We start from the raw sequence: 24,954 nt of genomic DNA, 5'->3' as shown, positions 1-24,954 counted from the left end.
GCTGCTGATACGACCGTGTGGTCACTCAGAGGTTGCGTCGGATATGCCGTTTTCCTGGATCGGCAGACAAACGCGAAACAGGGCGCCTTCGTTGATTTCGCTCTCGACGACGATGGAGCCGCCATGGGCGGCGACGATCTGATCGGAAATGAACAGACCCAGCCCGAGCCCGGCCACCACCGTCTTGGCAGACACCCGCTCGAACTGCTGAAAAATGCGCTTCTGGTTCTCAGCGCTGATGCCGATGCCGTGGTCCTGAACTTCAACCCACGCCTCGTCACCTTCGCGATAAACGCGCACCTGAATCGGGCTGCGACCGCCGTAACGCAACGCATTGGTCAACAGGTTGGACACCACTTGCTCAATGCGGAACTCGTCCCAGCAACCTTCGACCGGCGCCCCCGCTTCAAATGAAACACTGGTTTCTGCCGCTTCCATTTGCGGAGCAAAGTTCTGCAGCAGATTGCTCACCAGCTGTACCAGATCGAAACGACTCGGTCGGATCGACAGTTTGCCGGTGCGGATTCGCGACACATCGAGCATGTCCTCGATGAGACGGATGAGGCTTTTGATTTGCCGCTCATCGCGGTCGACCATCGCCTGCATCTTGTCGAGGGTGAACGCCGACGCGTTGTCCCGGGCCAGATGCATCTTGCGCAACTGGGTTTCGAGAATCAGGCCATTGAGTGGCGTACGCACCTCGTGGGCGACGATGGACATGAAGTCATCGCGCATTCGCACCGCTTGCTCCAGCTCAAGCTGCGTGCTTTGCAGCTGTTGCAGCAGCGCTTCCTGCTCACGTCGGGCCTGCTCCAGCGCCTCGACCTGCTGCTTCATGGCCTTGCTCTGACGATACAGATCGACGAAAACGTTGACCTTGCTCTTCACCGCGTGGATATCCAGCGGCTTGTGGAGAAAGTCCACCGCACCGCTTTCGTAGCCCTTGAACGCATAGTTGAGTTCACGGCCGGCGGCACTGACGAAGATGATCGGGATGTTCTTGGTTTTCTCGGTGCCGCGCATCAACTCGGCCAGTTCGAAGCCGTTCATGCCGGGCATTTGCACGTCGAGAATGGCCATGGCGAATTCGTGTTGCAGCAGCAGCGACAGTGCTTCGTCCGCCGACAGAGCCTTGTAGACCGTGCGATCCTCACGCTTGATCAGCGCTTCCAGCGCCAGCAGATTTTCTGGCAGATCGTCGACGATCAACAGTTTGGCTTGGATATTACTCAGCATGCGATTCGTTCCAGCTCGACTAGCAGACGGCCGATGCCGTGAATGGGTAGGACATGATCCGGCTGCAGAACGTTCAGTGCAGCCTGGGGCATGGTGGCAACTTGTGCATCCTCGGGGTCTTGAACAATGGTCAGGCCGGCGCAACGCTTGACGTAAGCCAGCCCGCGCGCGCCATCCTGATTGGCTCCGGTCAGCAGCACGGCGGCAAGCGTCGCCCCGTAAACATCGGCGGCGGATTCGAACAGGTAATCGATCGAAGGCCGCGAATGGTGCAAGCGGTCTTCAAGGCTCAGCGACAGACTGCGATCCGCTTCGACCGACAAGTGATAACCCGGGGTGGCGAAATACACCGTACCGGGTTTGATGTCCTGCTTGTCTTCGGCTTCTTTGACCGGCATCGCCAAGCGGCGGGAAAACACTTCGGCCAGATGGCTACGACGCTCCTCTGGCAGATGCAAAACGACAACGATGGGCAACACGTAGCCTTTGCGCAACGGTCCGAGCAGGCTCAGCAAAGCCTCGACACCGCCCGCAGAGGCGCCGATCACGACAGCCTCGATGCGAGGCAGGCCTGGGGCGCCGTTCATGATTTGCGGTAGATCCGTTCTTGTTTGACCAACGGCTCGAACTGGTTCGAATAGTTGGAAAAATCCAGGGTTTCCTTGCTGCCCAACACCAGGAAGCCGCGATGCGACAGCGATTCATGGAACAGCCCGAACGCCCGGTCCTGCAGCTTCTTGTTGAAATAGATCAACACGTTGCGGCAGGAGATCAGCTGGGTTTCGGAGAACACGCTGTCGGTGGCCAGGCTGTGGTCGGCGAATGTCACGTTCTCGCACAGGCTCTTGTCGAAAATCGCGTAGCCATAGGCTGCGGTGTAGTAATCGGCAAACGAACGCTGGCCGCCCGCCTGCTGATAATTGGCGGTGTAGGCGCGGACGTTTTCCATGGAAAAAATCCCCTGTTTGGCCTTTTCCAGCGAGCGCGGGTTGATGTCAGTGGCATAGATGATCGTGCGGTCGAGCAGGCCTTCTTCGCGCAGCAGAATCGCCATCGAATAGACCTCTTCGCCCGTGCTGCAGCCGGCGATCCATATCTTCAGCGACGGATAGGTGCGCAACAGCGGCACCACTTCGTTGCGGATCGCCAGAAAGTGCGACGGATCGCGGAACATCTCGCTCACCGGAATCGTCAGCAGTTGCAGCAGCTGCATGAACGCGGTCGGGTCGTGCAGGACTTTCTCCTGCAGGGCCGAGATGGTCGCGCATTCGAACTGACCCAGCGCGTGCTGCACCCGGCGCTTGATCGAAGCGCCGGAGTAGTCGCGAAAGTCGTAGCTGTATTTCAGGTAAATCGCCTCGATCAACAAGCGTAATTCGATTTCGCTGTTGCGTTCGGCTGAACTGCTGCGTTCCACTAGATGCGTTCCATTTTCGGTAACCACACACGTATCAGGGAGAACAGTCGATCCAGGTCGATGGGCTTGGCCAGGTAATCGTTGGCGCCTGCCTGCAGGCAGCGCTCCTGATCGTCCTTCATGGCCTTGGCCGTCACCGCGATGATCGGCAGCTTGCGCCAGCGCGGGTCCTTGCGGATTTCCATGGTGGCTTCGAAGCCATCCATTTCCGGCATCATCACATCCATCAAGACCAGATCGATGTCTTCGACTTCATGAAGTTTCTCAATCGCTTCGCGGCCATTACGGCCGATCACCACGACTGCGCCCTTGTGTTCCAGCGCGCTGGTCAGGGCGAAGATGTTGCGCACATCGTCATCCACCAGCAGCACTTTGCGACCTTCGAAGACCTTGTCGCGGCTGCGCGCGGTCTTGAGCATCTTCTGCCGTTCATGGGACAGCTGCGATTCGACTTTGTGCAGAAAGAGTGTGACCTCATCGAGCAACCGCTCCGGCGAGCGCGCGCCTTTGATGATGATCGAGCGTGAATACTTGCGCAGCTCAGCCTCTTCGTCGCGGGTCAGGTTGCGTCCGGTGTAGACGATGACCGGCGGGAACGAGCAGATGTCTTCGGTGGACATGCGCTTGAGCAGATCGTTACCGAGCATGTCTGGCAGTTTGAGGTCGATGACCATGCAGTCGTAGATGGTCGTGCGCAGCAACTCCAGCGCATCCTGAGCCAGACCGACGGCAGTGATTTCGATGTCTTCGTCGCCGATCAGCCGCGCGATGCTTTCGCGTTGCAGATCGTCATCCTCGACCAGCAGCACGCGTTTGACCTTTTGTGTCAGCTTGGCTTCGAGACGGGCGAACACGTCCTTGAGCTCTTCGCGGGTGGTCGGTTTCACGGCGTAGCCGATGGCGCCCATGTGCATGGCCGCTTCGACGCGATCCTCGACGGAAATCACGTGCACTGGAATGTGCCGGGTTTCGGCGCGTTCTTTCAGACGTTGCAGCACGGTCAGGCCGGAGTGATCCGGCAGGCGCATGTCGAGCAGGATAGCGTCCGGCACAAACTCGCGGGCCAGGTCATAACCTTCATCGGCGCCATGGGCAACCAGACACATGTAGCCCAACTCGTGGGCCAGGTCATAGAGGATACGGGCGAAGTTCGGCTCGTCTTCCACCACCAGGATGCAGCGCGTAGCAAATGGCGCCTTGTCGCGGTCATCGGCAAAACGCGGAATAACCGCCGGAACCGCTGATGCCACCGGGGCCACTACGCCCACTGGCGCAGGCGCCGAAGGTGTTGGGTGAAAGGTCAGTGGCGCGGCAGACGTATCACCAAGTTCGTGATACTGGCGCGGCAACACCAGCGTGAACGTACTGCCCTGCCCCGGTACGCTGTCGACGCTGATTGAACCGCCCAACAGCGTCGCCAGATCCCGCGAGATCGACAGGCCAAGACCGGTGCCGCCGTATTTGCGGTTGGTGGTGCCATCTGCCTGACGGAATGCCTCAAAGATACTTTCCTGCTGGTCGGCAGCGATGCCGATCCCGGAATCCTTGACGCTGAAAGCGATGTGATCGTTGGGCTGCGCGGTGATCGTCAGGCTGACGGCGCCGTGCTCGGTAAACTTGATCGCGTTGGACAGCAGATTCTTGATCACCTGTTCCAGACGCTGACGATCGGTAAACAGCAAGCCCGGTGCGTCCGGTTGCACTTCGACGTTGAAGGCAAGTTTCTTGTCCGCCGCGAGCGGCTCGAACATCGAACGCAAACCATCGACCAGCCGATCGACGCGAGTATTTTCGGCAATCACTTCGAGCTTGCCGGCCTCGACCTTGGAGATGTCGAGAATGTCGTTGATCAGGTTAAGCAGGTCGTTGCCGGCCGAGTAGATCGATTCGGCAAATTTCACCTGTTCCGAAGACAGATTCTGCTGCGGGTTTTCCGCCAGCAACTTGGCCAGAATCAGCGAACTGTTCAGCGGTGTGCGCAGTTCGTGGGACATGTTGGCGAGGAATTCGGACTTGTACTTGCTTGAGCGTTGCAGCTCTTCGGCACGCTCTTCGAGCTGAATCTGCGCCTGATTCAGCTCGGTGTTTTTCTTGTCCATCGCATCGCGCTGTTCGGCGAGCTGCTCGTTGGTCTGCTCCAGCTCCACCTGCTGGGTTTCCAGATGCGCCTGGGATTCCTTGAGAATCCGCGACTGCTCTTCGAGCTCTTCGTTGGCGGTTTTCAGCTCTTCCTGTTGCACTTGCAGCTCTTCGTTGAGCTGCTGGGTTTCGGCCAACACTTCCTGCAAACGCTGACGGTAACGCGCCGCTTCGATCGACGTGCCGATGTTACCGGCAATCAACTCCAGCAACTCGATGTCGCGTTCGGACAATGGGCGCAGGAAGCCCAGTTCGATGACGCCGTTGACCCGGTCGTCATCGCTGGTCGGCACCACCATCACGCTATGCGGCAAGCCTGCGCCAAGCCCGGAGCTGACCTTGAAATAGTCGGCAGGCACCGAGTCGAGATGGATCAGCCGCGCTTGCTCTGCAACCTGGCCGACAATGCCTTCGCCGCTGTAGATCGTCTGGTTCAGCTCCTCCTGCTCGCGTGAGAAACCGTAGGTTGCAACGCGTTTGAGGCCGCCATGTTCTTCGCGCACATAAAGAGCCGCGACGGCGGTGCCCAAGTATTGCGCGCAGAATTGCAGAATATTGCGTCCCAGCAAATTCAGTGTGAGTTGCCCCAGCACTTGCTCGGCCAGTTGTGTCTGACCATTGCGCAGCCACGCCTGCTTCTCGAGGCGTTCGGCGCTGGCCTGTTGTGCAGAGAGGTTGGCGCTGTAGTTGGCCGACAGATTGAGCAGGTCACGGCGGCCGATGTAGGCCAGCAAACCGCTGATACCGACGATGAACATCAGATAAAGGCTGATGCTCCAGATCGTCGTGCGGCGCACGTCTTCGTTGCGCGTGGCGCGCAGCACCTGCTCGGTCTCGATGACGTCTTCGAACTGCTTGCGGATTTCGTCCGTCAGCCGCTTGCCCCGCCCGGCCTTGACCGCACCGCGATAATCACCGCTGCTACGCTGCAGGTCGATCATCGATTGTGCGTAGTTGGCCCATTCCACCTGCAACGCCTGCAAACGCCGCAGTCGATCGGTCTGCACCGGATTGTCGGCGGTCAGCTCCAGCAAAGTATTAAGAGCGACCTCGATGCGCGGTTTGGCGATTTCATAGGGATCGAGGAAGTGCTCGTCGCCGCTGAGCAGATAACCGCGCATGCCAGTTTCAAGGTCGACGGTGAGCTTCACCGCCTCATTGGCGTTATTGATCACCCGGTCGGTGTGCTCGACCCATTGGATGACCGACAGCAAATAGGTGATCAGCGAGACGAAAAACACCGCGCTGAGCACGCCGACGCCCAGCGGCAGGCTGACGTTGCGACTCAGAAGTTTGCGGAACCGTTGCTCATCAACCGAGGACGGAGAGGACATGGGGCAGCCTTGTCGAACTGTTGAAAACCCGAGAGTTTGCCCCAAAACCCAGGCATGGATCCATTTTTCTCACATAAATGATGGCTTTTTCCTACGCACGCCTGAGCATTAGACGACGTCAACAGTTATCCTTGCTGCGCCGCAATGATCCGTTTTTTTTGTATCAGACCGGGAACTTGTGGCTACGCGCCACTTACTCATGCAAGAGTCCGGCGATTCCCGATCGCCCGGCACCCCCCGATTTCATTTTTCGAGAGTCCCGCCATGTCTACCAACGCCTCCACTATCCTTGTCGTAGAAGATGACGACATCGTGCGCATGCTCATCGTGGATGTGCTTGAGGAACTGGAATTCACTGTGTTGGAGGCTGAAGACGGCGACAAGGCGCTTGAGATTCTCGCCGCCCATGAAAAACCGATCAATTTGATGATGACCGACCACGGTCTACCGGGCATGAATGGCCGCGAACTCGCTAAAAAGGCACGTGATCTGCGTCCTGCCCTGCCCATCCTGTTTGCCAGCGGTTATGCCGAGAATATCGAGGTGCCTGTCGACATGCATGTGATCGGCAAGCCCTTTTCCATCGAACAACTGCGCGAAAAAGTAAATCAAATAATCAATTCTGGCTAATAACCCCCCAGACTTGGCAGCCTCTCATTCAATACCTCGACACAATAAAAACAACGTTCGAGTACTGAAAAACTCACACATACAAAGCCTGTTGATCGCCACTGATTTAACGAAGAGCATAAGTCGCACTTACCAAACCACAGCAAGTGAACTTATGAGCATTGACCATGCGAACTCTTTGAGCCATCGCAATTTATCCCGCACTCCTTATATAACGGGCTTTCAGCGCGATCACATTCCCAGTGATATTGGTGAAAGAGAAGAGGCGATTTACAAACTCAAACAAATCGCAGAGGGTCACACCCCTTCTCAAACTATTACTTTGACCGGCACCAAACTTTCTTTGCTGGCCGGCTCTTCTCTGGAGGACGCGCTACTGCCAGGCAGGCAACTACTGCAAAAACTGTGCGAACAGCCCTCCTTCAAAAAATTACAGGCGACATTGCAGCTCTCCGAACGTTTCATCTTCGAAGTAACATCTGCTGGCGAGATCTCTGCAGCCAGCTGGAACAACACCACTGATTTTGCAAACGCTTTTGTACTTTCTCCGGACCTGAAAGAAGACCTGCAGACACTGTTTGAAATGGCACAGTTGACCGGTGGCAAGATTTCCAACACCGATCAAATCGATTTAGCGCAATGGCTGGCATTCCATGGCTTTTTGATCCCCCGCAGCGCCGCCGACATTTCCCGCCTGGTGGCATTCATGAGTGCTACGCCCACTCCAAGTACAGTGTTCGGTAACTATCGGGACATGATCAAGGCCAGTGATGACAACACGGCCACGTTGTCTGCCGCTCAACGCGATGAGCTCCGTAAGCTGATTGCCAGTTATTTGAAAGGACAGTCACTACTGGAACATTTGTCGGAACGCATTCTGGGTGGCCGGTCGGTGCCGTTCAAACGCTCCGAAGCTGAACACATCATTGACCAACTGCTCTCCAGTCCAATCGCCGCGCATTGGGCGGACGCTTACGTTCGCGATCTGGGCTGGTATGGCGCGCAGCCGGATCAGCCACAATCGGCAGCGTCGCGCAAACAAATGATTCTGACCTCTCTTTTGCTCGATCTTCATCCGCAAGTCGGAGAGCAAGCACCGCGCAACCATGTAGCTGGCTTCGATTTATATGCTGCCGAGCATCTGGAAAAGTCCTTCGCAGAGATTCAAACCCGTTTCGAAAATCATCTGATCGCACATCATCGGGTGAGTCAAACCGACGTCGCGCTGGCCGCTCACCTGTTACTGGCGGAGCCCGCGCCGGAGTTTCTGGTCAAACATCTGCCCGCCACGCTATTAGTAGGCACACCGCAATGCGTCGAATACTGCCGAATCGTGGCAGTGCAAGAAATCGTCGCGCCAGGTTCGACCCGCTCGATGAATTACGCGCAGTTGCAACAACTTTCGACACTGGAACCGGTGACCGAATCGCGCAAGAAACTCGATGCCCTGGCGGCTGTTGATCCTGTCATCGATTGGGCGGTACTCAATAAAATAGTTCCACCTCAAGACGTCGAAAAGTCGGTCCCTGAGGCATTGGAAATTGCCACCGAGGCTTACGTACAGCATGCCAGGACCCTGGCCGCAAATGCTGAGACGTTGGCGCGTCCTTTGCCGACGCGCAAAGGCGTTGCACTGGACATTCTCAAGCAGGTCGCCAAGGGCTGCACTTACCTGGAACGGGACGTCCTTCAGCAAACACGCAATGTACCGCTTGAAGACGCCTATACCGCTCTGCGCCTGTCGCCGGTTGAACTACACATGTCCAACGATCTTGCGACCGGCGACTGGGATCGGAAAGAAGGGGAAAGCCTGTATAAAACGTTTCCTGGTCTCCTGCGCAATCTGGTTTCTCCAGATGGCGAATTTCACCGTCAGTTCAACAGGGCCTATGTTACGCATACCCAGGCCATGCATACGCATTTGAAGCAGGCCTTCGCATTCTTGCCACCGCCTGACCGGACTCGTCTGCTCAATGGCAAGGTGACAATGTTCACAGTGAGGCCCTCGGTCGCAAAACTTCAGACCATTACGAGTTTGCCTGTCAATCCCATTGCATCGGTCATTGATGCGATCGTAAAGACGACTGAGCGTAAACCCACCGAAAGTCATAAAGAAATCGACCAAGCCAAAGGCCGCTACGGCGTCGTGATCTATTGCGAGTACGAAGGTCAGGGCTCATGTTACGAACTACTCACGTTGCACGGCGTCTGCCGTGAGAACGCTCAAATGGCAGCGCTGATCAAACAGGAAAACCTGTTGAATGCAAAGGTTCGTCCTGCCGGGATAAATTACTCCGCACCTGCTACAGAGTATCTATTACCGACGGATATCGAGTCTTATACCCATGGTGTGACGCCCGGTCTCGTCGCTTTCAGTTCGGGCATCATCGACAGGATCGATGAACTGCCCGCTGAGCCACCGCCGCAGATCAACGGCTATTATCAGAGTTTCTATTCCAAGGAGTTCGATCGTTTGGTCAACTTCGTGCTCAAGCACAGACCGATAGCCACTTACGATGAACTGGTCAAGGAATGTTGGGGGCAGACCCGGCTTGAGGCATTGCGGATCAAAAGGGACAACGATCTGGATACATTCCTGAATGTCATCGTGCCGTTCAAGTCCTGTATCGAAGATTTGAATTCCGACGATGTAGAACGACAAGCTCAAGGGCAGCAGCTTGCACGCTGGAAGCCGCAATGACCGTTCTGTTGATCGTCGCGGCCCTCGCAAAAGTGGCCACCGTGGTCGCCACGGGCGTGAGTGTTGCCACAAAGGCCGGCAGAATTGCCGCGACCGGCGTTGGACTGGTGAGCAGCCTGCTCAATCCGCTCGACGGAGCGACAGATGCGCTGGCCAAGGGGGCGAAATTTTTACGTAAAGGCTGGCACAGCGGTGTGGCTGCGCTGGAAGGCGCTATACACGATGCCCGGAAATGGGCTGTAAAACCGGCCTACCACGCACTTTCCACGGTGGCCGATACGGACGGTCTGCGACTGGGCATGCGGCAATACGCGCAAAACTCCACCGACCTTTTCCAGGTCTGGGGCATTCGCCACACAGATGAATGGTACGCCGTGAACCGCCTGGGGGAACCGTGGGGGCCAACATTAAGAAACCTGAAATTTGTCAGTTTCTTTCACAATCCTCTCAAGCGAACAAAGCCGTTCAGTTACACCCGTGGCTATCTTAAAAAAGCGATTCCTCACGCTAAAAACAAAATCGACAACACAATTGAGCTGATCTCCAACGCCCGGAACGGAGAGATCAGAACCGTCCTGTTGCATGTATTTGGTATCAACTCGAATGCGGCAGTCGAGCACATCACAAAAAATCTGCGATGCATGCGCAAAGATCTCGACTATTTGCGCCTCGAAAACATGATCTTTCGGCCACCGGGCAGCGATGCCTATGCTGCGTTACAGCCTCAGGCCTATAAACGCTGGCAAGCCGCCGTGTACTCGAATACCAAACTGGACGTCAACACAAGGTCTTTCCTGTCCATTTACCCGGACAATCTGGATGAATTATATGCCGCGTCGAAATTTGACGATGCCAGGATCGGTGATGTTCTGGTACATGAAATGTCTCATGGCGCCCCAGACACCCTGGACTTCTACTACGGAGATATAGTCAAAGGTGCAGCCCCGGCAAAGTACGACGCCGTCGGGTTGCTGGAGTTCGCGAGGGATCCGCGCAAGGCGCATCCCGATAATCCGATGAACCCTCACTACCGTTACGCCAGACCAGAAGACTTTAAAGAGTTTGAGGCTATTACAGACTGGCCAGATATCATCAAAGAGCACCCGGCACTGTTGAATGCCGAATCCTATTCATTGGCGGTTTCCTTGATAGATCAATACCGCTCCAGCCCCAGCACTTTCCAATTCAACCGCTCGGTTATCACCAACACGATCAATAACACCGCTGCCGGAGAGTTCCTTCCGGGGCCACTCTTGCTCGATCTGGCTAGACCTGCGTAGTAAAACGGGTGCACTGCTGACAATAGGGGCGCAGACAACCTTCGCTGTGGTTTAATTGCGCCCTTTTTTTGCCGACCCGGATGATGCTCAGGACTGCCCTCATGACCCTGCCTTCCACCACTAAAGTCCTTGTCATCGGCTATGTCTGGCCGGAACCACGTTCGTCGGCGGCCAGCGGACACGTCATGCAGATCCTTGAGGCTTTCCTCGCTCAAGGCTGGGACATCACCTTCGGCAGCCCGGCCGGCCCCGGTGAACATAAAGAAGACCTCACTGCGATGGGCATTCACGAAGTGCCGATCGAGCTCAACAGCAGTAGTTTCGATACATTCATCAGCGCGCTGGCCCCGGATATCGTGCTGTTCGACCAGTTCATGATGGAGGAACAGTTCGGCTGGCGTGTGGAAAAACACTGCCCGAACGCTTTGCGTATCCTCGAAACTTCCGATCTGCAAAGTCTGCGTCACGCGCGTCACCAGCGGCTCAAGGATCGTTTGAAGTCCAACGAGGATCAGGACGATTTCAGTGAGCTGTTTTCACCGACCTTGCGCGACGAATTCGAGCTGATGAGCGCGAGCGATCTGGCAAAACGGGAGATCGCCGCGCTCTACCGATGCGACCTCAACCTGATCATTTCCCACGTGGAAATCGACTTGCTGGTGGAACATTTTGGCTTGTCTCGCGAGTTGCTGCACTGGTGCCCGCTGATGATTGATGCGCCCGACGCCGCGCCAACCGGGCATGCGACACGTGCGCATTTTTTAAGCATCGGCAACTTCCGCCATGCACCGAACTGGGATGCCGTGTTGTGGCTGAAAAACACGATCTGGCCTTTGATCAGAGCACAACTTCCTACAGCGCAAATACACATCTACGGCGCTTACACTCCGCCCAAAGCCACGGCGCTGCATAACGCAGCGCAAGGTTTCCATATCATGGACTGGGCTGAGGATGCCTTGGAGGTGATGTCAGCAGCGCGGGTTTGTCTGGCGCCGCTGCGATTTGGCGCCGGTATCAAAGGAAAATTGATCGACGCCATGTTGTGCGGCACGCCAAGCGTCACCACGCCTGTCGGCGCTGAGGGCATGCATGGCGACCATCCGTGGCCCGGTGCTGTGGTGAATACAGCGCAGGATTTCGCGCGGCAAGCGGCGCAGTTGTATAACGACCAGACGCGGTGGCAGCAAGCGCAGTATCTGGGTTCGCAATTGCTTGAGCAGCGCTATCAGCGCACAACTCACGCTGCGGCGCTAATTGCGCGAATCGACCACTGCCGACAACAACTAACACAACTTAGAAGAAACAACTTCACGGGCGGCATGTTGCGTCACCACACGCTGAAAAGCACTCAATACATGGCGCAATGGATTGAAGAGAAAAATCGCGGCAAATAGCTACGTACAAAACAACAACTTGCATCAATCAATGCATTGGCAACCAAACCACACCTCTTTATAAACAACCTGCCGCACCAACCATATAGTTGGTGCAAACCAATTAATCAATGCAGGTTCTTTATGAATACTCAATACGACACTTATCAATGGATGACGGCAACGCCGGCCATTGATACGTTATCGCTTCTGGAACTGACACTTCCGGGCACACATAACGCGGGCAGCGATTGGAAAGCCTCATATCCCTTTTTCAGCCCGCCGCGTCATTGGCTGGCGTGCCAGCACGATACTTTCTTCCATCAGCTCCATCACGGCTCCAGAGCGCTGGACATCCGCCTTTCCTATGATCACGGGGCAGAAGGGCTGGGTAAATTCCGTCTACATCACGAGGGCTACCGTAACTCACGAACACTCGGCAACCTGTTTACAGACGTTAAAGACTTCCTTAAAAAATACCCTGACGAATTTATCGTGCTTGACTTCCATGCACTGGACGGCGCGAACTTTGACTTCGTATATTTCAATCAAATGATCATTCACTTGTTGGGTGCGCACATCGTCCCCCGGCGAAATCACAACTTGCCGCTCGAGCAATTGAAGCGTATCAGTCCACAGCAACGTGTTGTGGTAGCAGCGCAATCTCACCGGGATCTCAGCGAAAGCGTATTTGTCGGCAAAATCAATCACCAATGGAGCGGCAGCAATATAACCAACGTTCAAGAACTGCAGCACTTCATCGGCCAGGTACTGAAAAACCCGCCTGCCTATTGGGAGCTTTGGTCCTTGTCGGCAACAAGTTACAGCGCTCTTGGTGGGCCCGTGGATATTCATACCGAACTGGACGGCTGGTTTGATCCAGACAAAAGCGACTGGGCGCAAAAGTGCAACATTATCAATGTCGACTTTATTGAGGAGTCGCGAATAGTGGATTTTTGCCGCACGGCCAATCTGAACAAGGTGCACCAACGCTCGGCATGATCTGCCTCTCCTGCAGACTGGCGCCGGGCGTGGCAAACCGGGCATGATCCTGCGCAGAGAACAGGAAAAGTGCCTCGTCATGACCCGAACCGCTCGCGTGACCGACCCCTCGTACGAATTGATGGATGACCATAACGGGTTGTCCATCATCTACCGGCAGCACGGCTTCCCCTGCCCGCTGGTACGTTGGCACTTTCACAAGGAATACGAACTGCACCTGATCGTAGCCAGTTCCGGCAAGGTGTTCATTGGCGATTACATTGGCAATTTCTATCCGGAAACGCTCTTTCTGACCGGGCCCAACTTGCCGCACAACTGGATCAGCCAGGTGGCCGAAGAGGAAGTGGTTGAGAAGCGCGACATGCTGGTCAACTTCACTGACGAGTTGTTCGAGAGCGGCCATCAGGTCTTCGCTGAACTGAAAAGCCTGGCGCCACTGCTTGAGCGTGCACAGTACGGCATCGAGTTCCGCTGCAAACGCACAATCCGCCAGGCCATGACGCTTATGCAGCGGATCGCCGACAGCACCGGCATCACTCGTCTCGGGCACTTTTTCATTCTGATGGAGCTGCTTGCGGCGAGTGACGATTTCCAGTTGCTGTCCGGCGCCACCACGCCGCAACTCGCCGACGAACACAACATTGACCGCACCAACCGCGCGGTCGATTACATCTTCAGCCACTACGCGCGGGACATTTCGCTGGAAGAAGTGGCTGAGCACCTGGGCATGACGCCGACCTATTTCAGCCGGGTATTCAAACAGGCGACCGGGCGTAACTTCATCGAATTCGTCAATCGCCTGCGCATCAGCAAGTCCTGTGAGCTGCTGGCCGATGGCGACAAACCGGTGACGGAGGTTTGCTTCGAGTCGGGTTTCAACAATATTTCCAATTTCAATCGACGCTTCCAGCAACTCAAGGGCATGACGCCTTCGCACTACCGGCGCCTGGCGGTGCAGCGCCTGACTGAACAGAACCACGTCTGACAACCCATCATCCTGTGTGGGAGCGGGCTTGCTCGCGAATGCGGCTTGTCGAAATCCGTGGTGCTGACCCACCGCCTTCGCGAGCCAGCCCCCTCCCACAGGCTGACGTGTTGCATCAGAAACCTGTACGCATCCGCCAGAGCATTTCTGCTGCGTGCCCCTTCTCTGCGTTCACTCAACCAACCCCCTGTGCAAAAAAGTATCGGCAAAAGTGCTAGGGATGATTTGTCAGCCCCGCCATTGAAGGCTGTAATCAGCGCAGATTCTTCCTGCATTCGGAAGACACAAAAACAATAACCGTCCTTCTGCCCCCCGGGTGCCAGAAAAGGAGTGCACGATGCAACCCACTGCAAAAGCTCTGCTCGCTCTCACCTGTATGACCCTCAGCAGCGTCAGCCTTGGCGCTCAGACCCTGACCATCGCCACCGTCAACAACAGCGACATGATCCGCATGCAGAAACTCTCGAAAACGTTCGAGAGCGAGCATCCGGACATCAAGCTCAATTGGGTGGTGCTGGAAGAAAACGTCCTGCGTCAACGCCTGACTACCGACATCGCCACTCAGGGCGGGCAGTTCGACGTATTGACCATCGGCATGTACGAAGCGGCACTCTGGGGCGGCAAGGGTTGGCTGGAGCCGATGAAAGACCTGCCGGCCAATTACGCCCTCGACGATGTCTTCCCATCGGTGCGCGAAGGCCTGTCGGTGAAGGGTTCGCTGTATGCACTGCCGTTCTACGCGGAGAGTTCGATCACCTATTACCGCACCGACCTGTTCAAGGATGCCGGGCTGACCATGCCGGAGCGTCCGACCTGGGAAGAGATTGCCGGGTTTGCCGAGAAGCTCACCCAGAAAGACAAAGAGCAGTACGGCATCTGCCTGCGCGGCAAGGCTGGTTGGGGCGAGAACATGGCGCTGATCACCACGGTCGCCAACGCCTACGGCGCTCGCTGGTTCGATGAGCAGTGGAAACCGGAATTCAGCGGCCCGGAATGGAAAAACGCACTGAATTTCTACGTCAACACCATGAAGAAATCCGGTCCGCCGGGTGCATCCAGCAACGGCTTCAATGAAAACCTCGCTCTGTTCAACAGCGGCAAATGCGCGATCTGGGTCGATGCCAGCGTCGCCGGTTCGTTTGTCACCGACAAGACCCAGAGCAAGGTCGCCGATCACGTCGGTTTCACCTTCGCTCCGCATCAGGTCACCGACAAAGGCTCGGCGTGGCTGTATTCGTGGGCGCTGGCGATTCCGACCAGCTCCAAGGCCAAGGACGCAGCAAAAACCTTCAGCGCCTGGGCCACGTCCAAAGAGTACGGCGAACTGGTTGCCAAGACCGATGGCATCGCCAACGTGCCGCCGGGCACCCGCGCTTCGACCTATAGCGACGCGTACATGAACGCCGCGCCGTTTGCCAAGGTGACGCTGGAATCGCTGAAAGCAGCTGACCCGAGCAAACCGACGCTGAAACCGGTGCCGTACATCGGCATTCAGCTGGTGACCATTCCTGAATTCCAGGCAGTGGGCACCCAGGTCGGCAAGTTGTTCTCGGCGGCGCTGATCGGCCAGACCACGGTGGATCAGGCGCTGGCGGCGGCGCAGCAGACTACGGAACGAGAGATGAAGCGTGCGGGTTATCCCAAGTAAGCGCTGAGCGACTTGCTCCTGCCTCTTGTGGGAGCGAGCCTGCTCGCGAAGGTGTCGTGTCAGCCAACACACATGACACTGATCCGGCGCTTTCGCGAGCAGGCTCGCTCCCACATGGGGATCTCCATAGGTCTGTATGACTCGGTTGTGAATGCCATGAATACTTCAACTGCCAAAGCCCACATCGACCTGTCGCCACCGCAGCGCAAGCTGCGGGTACGCAATCCCGGCTGGTTTCTGGTCAGCCCTTCGGTGGCGCTGTTGCTGCTGTGGATGATCGTGCCGCTGGGCATGACCCTGTACTTTTCGATGATCCGCTACAACCTGCTCTACCCCGGCGAGAATGAATTCGTCGGGCTGGAGAACTTCACTTACTTCCTCACCGATGCGGGCTTCATGCCCGGCGCGACCAATACGTTGTTACTGGTCGGCAGCGTGTTGCTGATCAGCGTGGTCTTTGGCGTATTGATCAGTGCGCTGCTGGAGGCCAGCGAATTTCTTGGTCGCGGCCTGGTGCGGGTGATGCTGATCTCGCCGTTCTTCATCATGCCCACCGTCGGCGCGTTGATCTGGAAGAACCTGATTTTCCACCCGGTCTCGGGGATCCTCGCCTACATCTGGAAGCTGTTCGGTGCGCAACCGGTGGACTGGCTGGCGCACTACCCGCTGTTGTCGATCATCATCATTGTTTCGTGGCAATGGCTGCCCTTCGCGATCCTGATTCTGATGACCGCCATGCAGTCGCTGGATCAGGAACAGAAAGAAGCCGCACGCCTGGACGGTGCCGGCCCGATCGCGATCTTCTGGCATCTGACCCTGCCGCACCTGGCGCGGCCGATTGCAGTGGTGGTGATGATCGAAACGATCTTCCTGCTCTCGGTGTTCGCCGAAATCTTCACCACCACCAACGGTGGCCCCGGCTACGCCTCGACCAACCTCGCCTACCTGATCTACAACCAGGCGCTGGTGCAGTTCGACGTCGGCATGGCCTCGGCGGGCGGTTTGATTGCCGTGGTCATCGCCAACATCGCCGCGATCATTCTGGTGCGGATGATCGGCAAAAACCTGACTGACAAAGCGTGAGGCCTGCCATGACCCTCCAACAATCCCGCCGCCTGCAAAGCCTGCTGCTCGGCACCCTGGCCTGGGCCATCGCGATCGTGATTTTCTTCCCGATCTTCTGGATGGTGATGACCAGTTTCAAGAGCGAAATCGACGCTTTCGCCACGCCGCCGCAGTTCATCTTCACGCCAACGCTGGAGAACTACCTGCACATCAACGAGCGCAGCGACTATTTCAGCTTCGCCTGGAACTCGGTGGTGATCTCCTTCAGCGCCACCGCCCTGTGCCTGTTGATCGCGGTGCCGGCGGCCTACTCGATGGCGTTCTACGAAACCCAGCGCACCAAAGGCACGCTGCTGTGGATGCTCTCGACCAAGATGCTGCCGCCGGTGGGCGTGCTGATGCCGATCTACCTGCTGGCCAAGAGTTTCGGCCTGCTCGACACGCGCATTGCGCTGATCGTGATCTACACGCTGATCAACCTGCCGATCGTGGTCTGGATGGTTTACACCTACTTCAAGGACATCCCCAAAGACATCCTCGAAGCCGCCCGCCTCGACGGGGCGACGCTTTGGCAGGAAATGGTCCGCGTGCTTTTGCCGATCGCCAAGGGCGGCCTCGCCTCGACCGTGCTGCTGTCGCTGATCCTGTGCTGGAACGAGGCGTTCTGGTCGCTGAATCTGACCTCATCGAACGCCGCACCACTGACCGCACTGATCGCCTCGTATTCAAGTCCCGAAGGGCTGTTCTGGGCCAAGTTGTCGGCGGTCTCGACTCTGGCCTGTGCGCCGATTCTTATCTTCGGCTGGATCAGCCAGAAGCAACTGGTGCGCGGCCTGTCGTTTGGTGCCGTGAAATGATCTCAAAGCGAAACCTTCCCCATGTGGGAGCGGGCTCGCTCGCGAATGCGGTGTGTCATTCAACACTGATGGTGACTGACAGGGCCCCTTCGCGAGCAAGCCCGCTCCCACAAAAAGCCTGCAAGGCTTCAAACGAATAACAATATTGCGGAGGCCCATCTCATGGCCAACCTGAAAATCAAGAATCTGCAAAAAGGCTTTGAAGGCTTTTCCATCATCAAGGGCATCGACCTTGAGGTGAACGACAAGGAATTCGTGGTCTTCGTTGGCCCGTCGGGCTGCGGCAAGTCCACTTTGTTGCGGCTGATCGCCGGCCTTGAAGAGGTCAGCGGCGGCACCATCGAACTCGATGGCCGCGACATCACCGAAGTCAGCCCGGCCAAGCGCGATCTCGCGATGGTGTTCCAGACCTACGCGCTGTACCCGCACATGACCGTGAAAAAGAACATGTCGTTCGCCCTCGATCTGGCCGGCGTGCCGAAAGCCGAAGTCGAGCGCAAGGTTGGCGAAGCGGCGCGCATTCTTGAGCTCGGGCCGATGCTCGAGCGCAAACCGAAACAGCTCTCCGGCGGCCAGCGTCAGCGCGTGGCGATCGGTCGGGCCATCGTGCGCAACCCGAAGATTTTCCTTTTCGATGAACCGCTGTCCAACCTCGACGCGGCGTTGCGCGTGCAGATGCGGCTGGAGCTGCTGCGCCTGCACAAAGACCTGCAAGCGACGATGATCTACGTGACCCACGACCAGGTCGAAGCGATGACCATGGCCGATAAAGTCGTGGTGCTTAATGGCGGCAGAATCGAACAGGTCGGCTCGCCGCTGGACCTGTATCACAACCCGGCCAATCTGTTTGTCGCAGGCTTTCTCGGCACGCCGAAAATGGGTTTCCTCAAAGGCAAGATTGCCCGCATCGACGGCTCCAGCTGCGAAGTCTCGCTGGACGCTGGCACACGCATCACCCTGCCATTCAACGCGGCCAACCTCAGTGTCGGCAGCGCAGTCACATTGGGTATTCGCCCTGAACACCTGGAGCTGGCACAACCCGGCGACTGCACGCTGCAGGTGACTGCCGACGTCAGCGAACGCCTCGGCAGCGATACCTTCTGCCACGTCACCACCAGCGCCGGCGAAGCCCTGACCATGCGCGTGCGCGGCGACCTGGTCAGCCGTTACGGCGAGCAATTGAGCCTGCGCCTGGATCCGGCTCACTGCCATCTGTTCGACGCTGAAGGTGTGGCGCTGATCCGTCCACTGCGCGCTGCCGCCTGACTTCGAGACTATCCAATGAAACTCAACCAACAGAATCTCAACCGCCTCTCCGCCGAAGTCCAACTGCCGGCCTATAGCCTCAGCGACACGCGTCAGGGCATCGCCCACATCGGCGTCGGCGGTTTCCACCGCGCGCATCAGGCCTATTACACCGACGCCTTGATGAACACTGGCGAAGCGCTGGACTGGGCAATCTGCGGCGTTGGCCTGCGCCCGGAAGATCGCCGTGCCCGCGATGATCTGCGCGAGCAGGATTACCTGTTCACCCTGTTCGAACTGGGCGACAGCGACGACACCGAAGTGCGCGTCATCGGCGCGATCCGCGACATGCTGCTGGCCGAAGATGGCGCGCAAACACTGATCGACAAACTCGCCGAACCGCAGATCCGCATCGTCTCGCTGACCATCACCGAGGGCGGTTACTGCATCGACGACAGCAACGGCGAGTTCATGGCGCATCTGCCGCAGATTCAACACGACCTGGCGCATCCCGAAGCACCGACCACCGTGTTCGGCTTCCTCTGCGCCGCGTTGGCCAAACGCCGCGGGGCGGGCGTTCCGGCGTTCACGCTGATGTCCTGCGATAACCTGCCGCACAACGGCGCCGTAGCGCGCAAAGCGCTATTGGCCTTCGCTGCACTGCGCGACCCGGAACTGTGCGAGTGGATCGATCAGAACGTCAGTTTCCCCAACGCCATGGTCGACCGCATTACGCCGATGACCAGCACCGCGCATCGACTGCAACTGGCCGACAAACACGGCGTCGACGATGCCTGGCCGGTAGTTTGCGAACCGTTTGTGCAATGGGTGGTGGAAGACAGATTCGTCAACGGCCGCCCGGCCTGGGAAAAGGTCGGCGTGCAGTTCACCGACGACGTTTCGCCCTACGAAGAAATGAAGATCAAACTGCTCAACGGCAGTCACCTGGCGCTGACCTATCTGGGTTTCCTCAAGGGTTATCGGTTCGTCCACGAAACCATGAACGATCCGCTGTTCGTGCGCTACATGCGCGCCTACATGGACCTGGATGTCACGCCGCAACTGGCGGCGGTACCGGGCATTGATCTGAGCGAATACAAGGACACGCTGGTCGCGCGGTTCTCCAATCAGGCGATTGCCGATCAACTGGAACGGGTGTGTTCGGACGGCTCATCGAAGTTTCCCAAGTTCACCGTGCCGACGATCAATCGGCTGATTGCCGATGGACGCGAGACCAAACGCGCGGCACTGGTAGTGGCAGCGTGGGCGCTGTATTTGCAGGGTGTGGATGAGAATGGCGATACCTATTCGATTCCGGATCCGCGAGCGGCTTTCGTTCAGGGATTGGTGGCGGACGATGAGCTGATCACCGAGCGGCTGCTGGGCGTGGAAGAGATTTTCGGCACGGCGATACCGGAGTCGCCAGAGTTTGTTGCAGCGTTCGAGTGGTGCTGCCAGAGTCTGCGCGAGGTTGGGGTTACGCGAACGCTGGAAAAAGTTCTCGCGACCTGATCGTTCCCACGCTCTACAGGGGAATGCAGCCCGGGACGCTCCGCGTCCCATCAAAAGCGGACGCAGAGCGTCCATTGAGGCGTTCCCACGCAGAGCATGGGGACGAGCAGCCGTGGAGTTTTCATGACAACAACAAAGCTCTTCCTGGGTATCGACTGCGGCACCCAAGGCACCAAAGCGATCATCCTCGATGCCGACAGCGGGCAGGTGCTCGGTCTGGGCGCAGCGCCACACACGATGATCAGCGGCGCCAACGGCCGCCGCGAACAAGACGTTCAGCAGTGGCTCGACGCATTCGTCAGCGCTACCCGCCAGGCCTTGCAAGCGGCCAATGTCGACGGCCAGGCGATACTCGGCGTCGGCGTCTCCGGCCAACAACACGGCCTGGTTCTGCTCGATGAGCAAGGCGCAGTGCTGCGCCCGGCCAAGTTGTGGTGCGACACCGAAACCACGCCGGAAAACGAGCGATTGCTCGCGCAACTGGGCGGCGAGCAAGGTTCGCTGGAACGCCTCGGTGTGGTCATTGCGCCGGGCTACACGGTGTCGAAACTGCTCTGGACCAAAGAGCAGCATCCCGACGTCTTCTCACGCATCGCACGCATTCTGTTGCCCCACGATTACCTCAACTATTGGCTCACCGGCCGCGCCTGCAGCGAATTCGGCGACGCCTCCGGCACCGGCTATTTCAATGTGCGCACGCGACAGTGGGATGTGCAGATCCTGCGCGACATCGACGCCAGCGGCCGTTTGCAAGCCGCGCTGCCGGAGCTGATCGACGCGCACGCGGCCGTTGGCACTATCCTGCCGGCAATCGCCCGGCAACTCGGCATCAACCCCAACGCCGTGGTCTCAAGCGGCGGTGGCGACAACATGATGGGCGCCATCGGCACCGGCAATATTCAGCCCGGCGCGATCACCATGAGCCTCGGTTCGTCCGGCACGGTCTACGCCTATTCAGAGGAGCCAAACGTCAGCGCCGATGCCTCGGTTGCCACGTTCTGTTCCTCCAGCGGCGGATGGCTGCCGCTGATCTGCACGATGAACCTGACCAATGCCACCGGCGCCATTCGCGAACTGTTCAAGCTCGACCTGCCGACCTTCAACGAGTTGGTCGCGCAATCGCCCATCGGCGCCGAAGGTGTGAGCATGTTGCCGTTCCTCAACGGTGAGCGCGTCCCCGCCCTGCCCCACGCCACCGGCAGCCTGCATGGTCTGACCATGGACAACCTGACCCAGGCCAACCTGTGCCGCGCCGCTGTCGAAGGCACCACCTTCGGTTTGCGCTACGGGCTGGATTTGCTCCGCCAGAATGGTTTACAAAGCCTGCGCATTTGCCTGATCGGTGGCGGTTCGAAGAGTGCGGTGTGGCGGCAGATCGTCGCTGACATCATGAACGCCCCGGTCATCTGCACCGAACAAAGCGAAGCCGCCGCACTGGGTGCGGCGATTCAAGCGGCGTGGTGCGCGTCGGGCTCTAACGGCGATGATGTGTCCCTGGCCGATCTGTGCGAACGCTGCGTGAAACTCGACGCGCGCAGCGAAACCCTGCCGATCGCCGCCAATGTCGCGGCGTTCCAGCAGGCCTACGAACGCTATCAACAGCATGTCGCAACCCTATAACGAGCAAACAACTATGTACCTGGTGTGTGGCGAAGCCCTGTTTGATTTCTTCAGCGAAAACGATGCCAGCGGTCTGGCCTCGAAAGTCAATTTCAAGGCGATTGCCGGCGGCTCGCCGTTCAACGTCGCCATCGGTTTGCGGCGTTTGGGCGTGGACTCGGCGCTGTTCGGCGGCTTGTCCACCGACTACCTCGGCCGCCGTTTGCAGCAAGTGCTGCAGGACGAAGGCGTGCGTGCGGATTATCTGGTGGATTTCGCCGCGCCGACTACCCTGGCGATGGTTGCCGTGGGCGCCAATGGTTCGCCGCATTACAGCTTTCGCGGCGAGGGTTGTGCAGATCGGCAATTGAGCGAGGCGCATCTGCCGACACTCGGCGACCAGGTTCGCGGCCTGCACATCGGCTCGTTTTCGCTGGTGGTGCAGCCGATTGGCGACACGTTGCTGAAACTGGTCCGGCGCGAAAGCGGCAAACGCCTGATCAGCCTCGATCCCAACGTGCGCCTCAATCCCGAGCCCAACATCGGGCTATGGCGCGAGCGCATCGCCACACTGGTGCAACTGGCCGATCTGATCAAAGTCAGCGACGAGGATCTGAGCCTGCTCTATCCCGAGCAGGATCCGCAAAACGTGATTGAAGGCTGGCTCGAACATCGCTGCCAGATCGTCTTCCTGACGCGCGGAGGCGACGGCGCAACGGTGTTCAGTCGCGCCCATGGCTCGTGGTCGGTACCGGCGAATCCGGTGAAGATTGCCGATACGGTAGGCGCTGGCGACACCTTCCAGGCCGCGCTGATCACCTGGCTGACCGAGCACTCGCTGGACTCGGTAGAAGGCGTGCAGCAGCTCAGTCGAGAGCAAATCGACGGCATGCTCAGGTTCGCCGTGCAAGCCGCCGCGCTGACCTGCAGCAAAACCGGTCCGGATCTGCCCTATCGTCATCAATTGAGCTGAGCGCGTAGACTGTCGGCCTTTTTGCGCACGACGGAAAACAGCTCTTGAATCACAGGCACATCTTCGCCCTCCTGACCCTGGCCACCCTGCTGAGCGGTTGCGGCACCTCGCCGCCCCGCTCGCCGGAAGACATCTGCGCAATCTTCCGCGAGAAAAGCGACTGGTACGACGCTGCGCAAGTCACCCAGAAACGCTGGGGCGTGCCGATCCAGGTGCCTTTCGCGATCATGTATCAGGAATCCGGCTACCGCTACGACGCCAAGACGCCGCGCAAATACCTGCTCTGGGTGATTCCGTGGGGCCGCGTCTCAACCGCTTCCGGTTACGCGCAAGCCAAGGATGAAGTCTGGGCCGACTACCAGAAAAGCACCGGCCGCAACTGGGCCGATCGCGAAGACTTCGACGACGCCATCGACTTCGTCGGCTGGTACATGGACAAGACCACCTCGATCAACGGCGTGTACAAATACGACGCCTATAACCAGTACCTGAACTACCACGAAGGCTGGGGCGGCTTTCGCAACAAGACCTACGCGAGCAAACTCTGGCTACCGCCGACCGCGCGCAAGGTGCAGAACCGTTCGGATCTGTATGCGCAGCAATATGCCGGGTGCAAGGAAGACTTGAATCGCGGGTTCTGGAGCCGGTTCTGGCATTGGTTGTAGCGGTGTTGAAGACGCCATCGCGGGCAAGGCCCACAGGACCTTAGTGAACGCGGATTTTGTCTACACCCGAAAAACCTGTGGAAGCGGGCTTGCCCGCGATGGCAATCTCTCAAACACCGTCAAAGTCTATGAAAGGCCCGATTTCACTGACCCAAATCGCCCTCCTAAGGGTTTTCCCTATGGCACTGACGCCCCACACCTACGCCATTTGCGCCTTGAATGAGGCCGTCTAATCCTGCAACATCCATCACCTGCTTATTCAACGGACGGAATTCAAGGCATGCTGGACGCCAATGCAACCCACATCACCCTCTCGATCGAAGACGCCAACGCCGACCTGCAAGTCCTCAGCTTCACCGGTCGCGAAGCCCTCAACGAACCGTTCCGTTTCGACCTCGAACTGGTCAGCGCCCGCCCCGACCTGAAGCTCGAAGAGCTGCTGCACAAGCGTGCCTGCCTGACCTTCGGCACCACCGGCGAAGGCAAGATTCACGGCCAGGTCTATCGCATCGAGCAGGGCGACTCCGGCAAGACCCTGACCCGCTACAGCATCAGCCTGATGCCGCAACTGGCCTATCTGCAGCACAACCATGATCAGCAGATCTTCCAGCAACTGACGGTGCCGAAAATCATCGCCCAGGTGCTGGAAGATCGCGGCATTCTCTCCGACGCCTACAGCTTCCAGCTCGGCGCCGAGTACCCGGAGCGTGAGTATTGCGTGCAATACGATGAGTCCGACCTGCATTTCATTCAGCGCCTGTGCGAAGAAGAAGGCATTCACTTCCACTTCCAGCACAGCAGCAGCGGCCACAAACTGGTGTTCGGCGACGACCAGACCGTATTCCGCAAACTGAAGCCGGTCAGCTACCAGCAGGACTCCGGCATGGCCGCCGAGAAGCCGGTGATCAAGCGCTTCAACCTGCGCCTGGAAACCCGCACCACCCGCGTCAGCCGTCGCGACTATGATTTCGAAAAACCCAAGCTACTGCCCGAAGGCGCGGTCAAATCCGAATTCGCCCCGGACCTGGAAGACTACGATTACCCCGGCCGCTTCACGACTCGCGAGCGCGGCAAGTTCCTCTCGACCCGCGCCCTCGAACGCCATCGCAGCGACTACAAACTCGCCGAAGGCAAAGGTGATGAACCGACCCTGACCAGCGGCCATTTCCTCACGCTCGCCGAACACCCGCGCGCTGAATGGAACGATCTGTGGCTGCTGCTGGAAGTCTTCCACGAAGGCAAACAACCGCAAGTGCTCGGCGAAAACGTCACCAGCGACGTCACCGACAACAA

The 24,954-nt window shown here is 58.0% G+C and carries 19 protein-coding genes; 15 read left to right on the top strand and 4 right to left on the bottom strand.

The window, feature by feature from the left end; genetic code table 11:
• Positions 1–21: 21 nt before the first annotated feature.
• From ACIGDJ_RS00095 to ACIGDJ_RS00080, 4 genes are read right to left on the bottom strand one after another with little or no spacing between them, the layout of a single operon-like run.
• Positions 22–1,236, bottom strand: coding sequence for a hybrid sensor histidine kinase/response regulator (locus ACIGDJ_RS00095; protein WP_101160450.1), 1,215 nt, complete (start codon positions 1,234–1,236; stop codon positions 22–24).
• The gene (locus ACIGDJ_RS00090; RefSeq protein ID WP_101160452.1) at positions 1,230–1,823 is read right to left on the bottom strand and encodes a chemotaxis protein CheB; all 594 of its coding nucleotides are present in this window, start codon (positions 1,821–1,823) and stop codon (positions 1,230–1,232) included. Before ACIGDJ_RS00090 ends, ACIGDJ_RS00095 begins: the two co-directional genes overlap by 7 nt.
• Positions 1,820–2,653, bottom strand: a complete 834-nt coding sequence (locus ACIGDJ_RS00085; RefSeq protein ID WP_101160455.1) for a protein-glutamate O-methyltransferase CheR — start codon at positions 2,651–2,653, stop codon at positions 1,820–1,822. Before ACIGDJ_RS00085 ends, ACIGDJ_RS00090 begins: the two co-directional genes overlap by 4 nt.
• On the bottom strand, positions 2,653–6,126 hold the full coding sequence (locus ACIGDJ_RS00080) for a response regulator (RefSeq protein ID WP_101160457.1): 3,474 nt from the start codon (positions 6,124–6,126) through the stop codon (positions 2,653–2,655). The genes ACIGDJ_RS00085 and ACIGDJ_RS00080 overlap by 1 nt, the downstream gene beginning before the upstream one ends.
• Before the next feature lie 264 nt (positions 6,127–6,390).
• On the opposite strand from ACIGDJ_RS00080, the gene ACIGDJ_RS00075 reads away from it, so the two are divergent.
• The 15 genes from ACIGDJ_RS00075 to tssI form a co-directional block, all read left to right on the top strand.
• On the top strand, positions 6,391–6,756 hold the full coding sequence (locus tag ACIGDJ_RS00075) for a response regulator (protein ID WP_101160460.1): 366 nt from the start codon (positions 6,391–6,393) through the stop codon (positions 6,754–6,756).
• A gap of 154 nt (positions 6,757–6,910) precedes the next feature.
• Positions 6,911–9,457: a hypothetical protein gene (locus ACIGDJ_RS00070; RefSeq protein ID WP_397478094.1), complete on the top strand. Its 2,547-nt coding sequence runs from the start codon at positions 6,911–6,913 to the stop codon at positions 9,455–9,457.
• Positions 9,454–10,737: a hypothetical protein gene (locus ACIGDJ_RS00065; RefSeq protein ID WP_397478093.1), complete on the top strand. Its 1,284-nt coding sequence runs from the start codon at positions 9,454–9,456 to the stop codon at positions 10,735–10,737. Before ACIGDJ_RS00070 ends, ACIGDJ_RS00065 begins: the two co-directional genes overlap by 4 nt.
• Before the next feature lie 101 nt (positions 10,738–10,838).
• The gene (locus ACIGDJ_RS00060) at positions 10,839–12,131 is read left to right on the top strand and encodes a glycosyltransferase (protein ID WP_397478092.1); all 1,293 of its coding nucleotides are present in this window, start codon (positions 10,839–10,841) and stop codon (positions 12,129–12,131) included.
• A 123-nt stretch (positions 12,132–12,254) separates the two neighbouring features.
• Positions 12,255–13,112, top strand: a complete 858-nt coding sequence (locus ACIGDJ_RS00055) for a phospholipase (protein ID WP_101160465.1) — start codon at positions 12,255–12,257, stop codon at positions 13,110–13,112.
• 79 nt (positions 13,113–13,191) lie between these two features.
• The gene (locus ACIGDJ_RS00050) at positions 13,192–14,097 is read left to right on the top strand and encodes an AraC family transcriptional regulator (RefSeq protein WP_101160467.1); all 906 of its coding nucleotides are present in this window, start codon (positions 13,192–13,194) and stop codon (positions 14,095–14,097) included.
• Positions 14,098–14,434: 337 nt separating this feature from the next.
• Positions 14,435–15,745 carry a sugar ABC transporter substrate-binding protein gene (locus tag ACIGDJ_RS00045; protein WP_313001469.1) on the top strand — a complete coding sequence of 437 codons (1,311 nt, stop codon included), beginning with the start codon at positions 14,435–14,437 and terminating at the stop codon, positions 15,743–15,745.
• A gap of 156 nt (positions 15,746–15,901) precedes the next feature.
• Entirely contained in the window at positions 15,902–16,828 is a 927-nt protein-coding gene (locus tag ACIGDJ_RS00040; protein ID WP_341637392.1) for a sugar ABC transporter permease, read from the top strand.
• A gap of 8 nt (positions 16,829–16,836) precedes the next feature.
• Positions 16,837–17,667, top strand: coding sequence for a carbohydrate ABC transporter permease (locus ACIGDJ_RS00035; RefSeq protein ID WP_016774872.1), 831 nt, complete (start codon positions 16,837–16,839; stop codon positions 17,665–17,667).
• Positions 17,668–17,829: 162 nt separating this feature from the next.
• The gene (locus ACIGDJ_RS00030; protein ID WP_397478090.1) at positions 17,830–18,933 is read left to right on the top strand and encodes an ABC transporter ATP-binding protein; all 1,104 of its coding nucleotides are present in this window, start codon (positions 17,830–17,832) and stop codon (positions 18,931–18,933) included.
• A 15-nt stretch (positions 18,934–18,948) separates the two neighbouring features.
• A complete protein-coding gene (locus ACIGDJ_RS00025; RefSeq protein ID WP_101160478.1) occupies positions 18,949–20,424 on the top strand; it encodes a mannitol dehydrogenase family protein in 1,476 nt (491 codons plus the stop codon).
• Between the two features lie 123 nt (positions 20,425–20,547).
• Entirely contained in the window at positions 20,548–22,044 is a 1,497-nt protein-coding gene (xylB, locus tag ACIGDJ_RS00020) for a xylulokinase (protein WP_397478089.1), read from the top strand.
• Between the two features lie 13 nt (positions 22,045–22,057).
• Positions 22,058–22,996 carry a carbohydrate kinase gene (locus ACIGDJ_RS00015; protein WP_397478363.1) on the top strand — a complete coding sequence of 313 codons (939 nt, stop codon included), beginning with the start codon at positions 22,058–22,060 and terminating at the stop codon, positions 22,994–22,996.
• A 44-nt stretch (positions 22,997–23,040) separates the two neighbouring features.
• On the top strand, positions 23,041–23,661 hold the full coding sequence (locus tag ACIGDJ_RS00010; RefSeq protein WP_101160487.1) for a hypothetical protein: 621 nt from the start codon (positions 23,041–23,043) through the stop codon (positions 23,659–23,661).
• 280 nt (positions 23,662–23,941) lie between these two features.
• On the top strand, positions 23,942–24,954 hold a 1,013-nt coding region (gene tssI / locus ACIGDJ_RS00005; protein WP_397478088.1), incomplete at its 3' end, for a type VI secretion system tip protein TssI/VgrG.

Origin of the sequence: Pseudomonas sp. NPDC079367 (genome assembly GCF_044542195.1) — a bacterium.
GTDB lineage: Bacteria > Pseudomonadota > Gammaproteobacteria > Pseudomonadales > Pseudomonadaceae > Aquipseudomonas.
The sequence above is the reverse complement of the archived record's forward strand: the minus strand, read 5'-3'. Positions and strand labels throughout refer to the sequence as shown.

Bases quoted from the DNA above. Each gene is read 5' to 3' on its own strand.
- ACIGDJ_RS00095 (WP_101160450.1), bottom strand. From the start codon at position 1,236: ATGCTGAGTAATATCCAAGCCAAACTGTTGATCGTCGACGATCTGCCA.
- ACIGDJ_RS00090 (WP_101160452.1), bottom strand. From the start codon at position 1,823: ATGAACGGCGCCCCAGGCCTGCCTCGCATCGAGGCTGTCGTGATCGGC.
- ACIGDJ_RS00080 (WP_101160457.1), bottom strand. From the start codon at position 6,126: ATGTCCTCTCCGTCCTCGGTTGATGAGCAACGGTTCCGCAAACTTCTG.
- ACIGDJ_RS00075 (WP_101160460.1), top strand. From the start codon at position 6,391: ATGTCTACCAACGCCTCCACTATCCTTGTCGTAGAAGATGACGACATC.
- ACIGDJ_RS00070 (WP_397478094.1), top strand. From the start codon at position 6,911: ATGAGCATTGACCATGCGAACTCTTTGAGCCATCGCAATTTATCCCGC.
- ACIGDJ_RS00065 (WP_397478093.1), top strand. From the start codon at position 9,454: ATGACCGTTCTGTTGATCGTCGCGGCCCTCGCAAAAGTGGCCACCGTG.
- ACIGDJ_RS00060 (WP_397478092.1), top strand. From the start codon at position 10,839: ATGACCCTGCCTTCCACCACTAAAGTCCTTGTCATCGGCTATGTCTGG.
- ACIGDJ_RS00055 (WP_101160465.1), top strand. From the start codon at position 12,255: ATGAATACTCAATACGACACTTATCAATGGATGACGGCAACGCCGGCC.
- ACIGDJ_RS00050 (WP_101160467.1), top strand. From the start codon at position 13,192: ATGACCCGAACCGCTCGCGTGACCGACCCCTCGTACGAATTGATGGAT.
- ACIGDJ_RS00045 (WP_313001469.1), top strand. From the start codon at position 14,435: ATGCAACCCACTGCAAAAGCTCTGCTCGCTCTCACCTGTATGACCCTC.
- ACIGDJ_RS00040 (WP_341637392.1), top strand. From the start codon at position 15,902: ATGAATACTTCAACTGCCAAAGCCCACATCGACCTGTCGCCACCGCAG.
- ACIGDJ_RS00035 (WP_016774872.1), top strand. From the start codon at position 16,837: ATGACCCTCCAACAATCCCGCCGCCTGCAAAGCCTGCTGCTCGGCACC.
- ACIGDJ_RS00030 (WP_397478090.1), top strand. From the start codon at position 17,830: ATGGCCAACCTGAAAATCAAGAATCTGCAAAAAGGCTTTGAAGGCTTT.
- ACIGDJ_RS00025 (WP_101160478.1), top strand. From the start codon at position 18,949: ATGAAACTCAACCAACAGAATCTCAACCGCCTCTCCGCCGAAGTCCAA.
- xylB (WP_397478089.1), top strand. From the start codon at position 20,548: ATGACAACAACAAAGCTCTTCCTGGGTATCGACTGCGGCACCCAAGGC.
- ACIGDJ_RS00015 (WP_397478363.1), top strand. From the start codon at position 22,058: ATGTACCTGGTGTGTGGCGAAGCCCTGTTTGATTTCTTCAGCGAAAAC.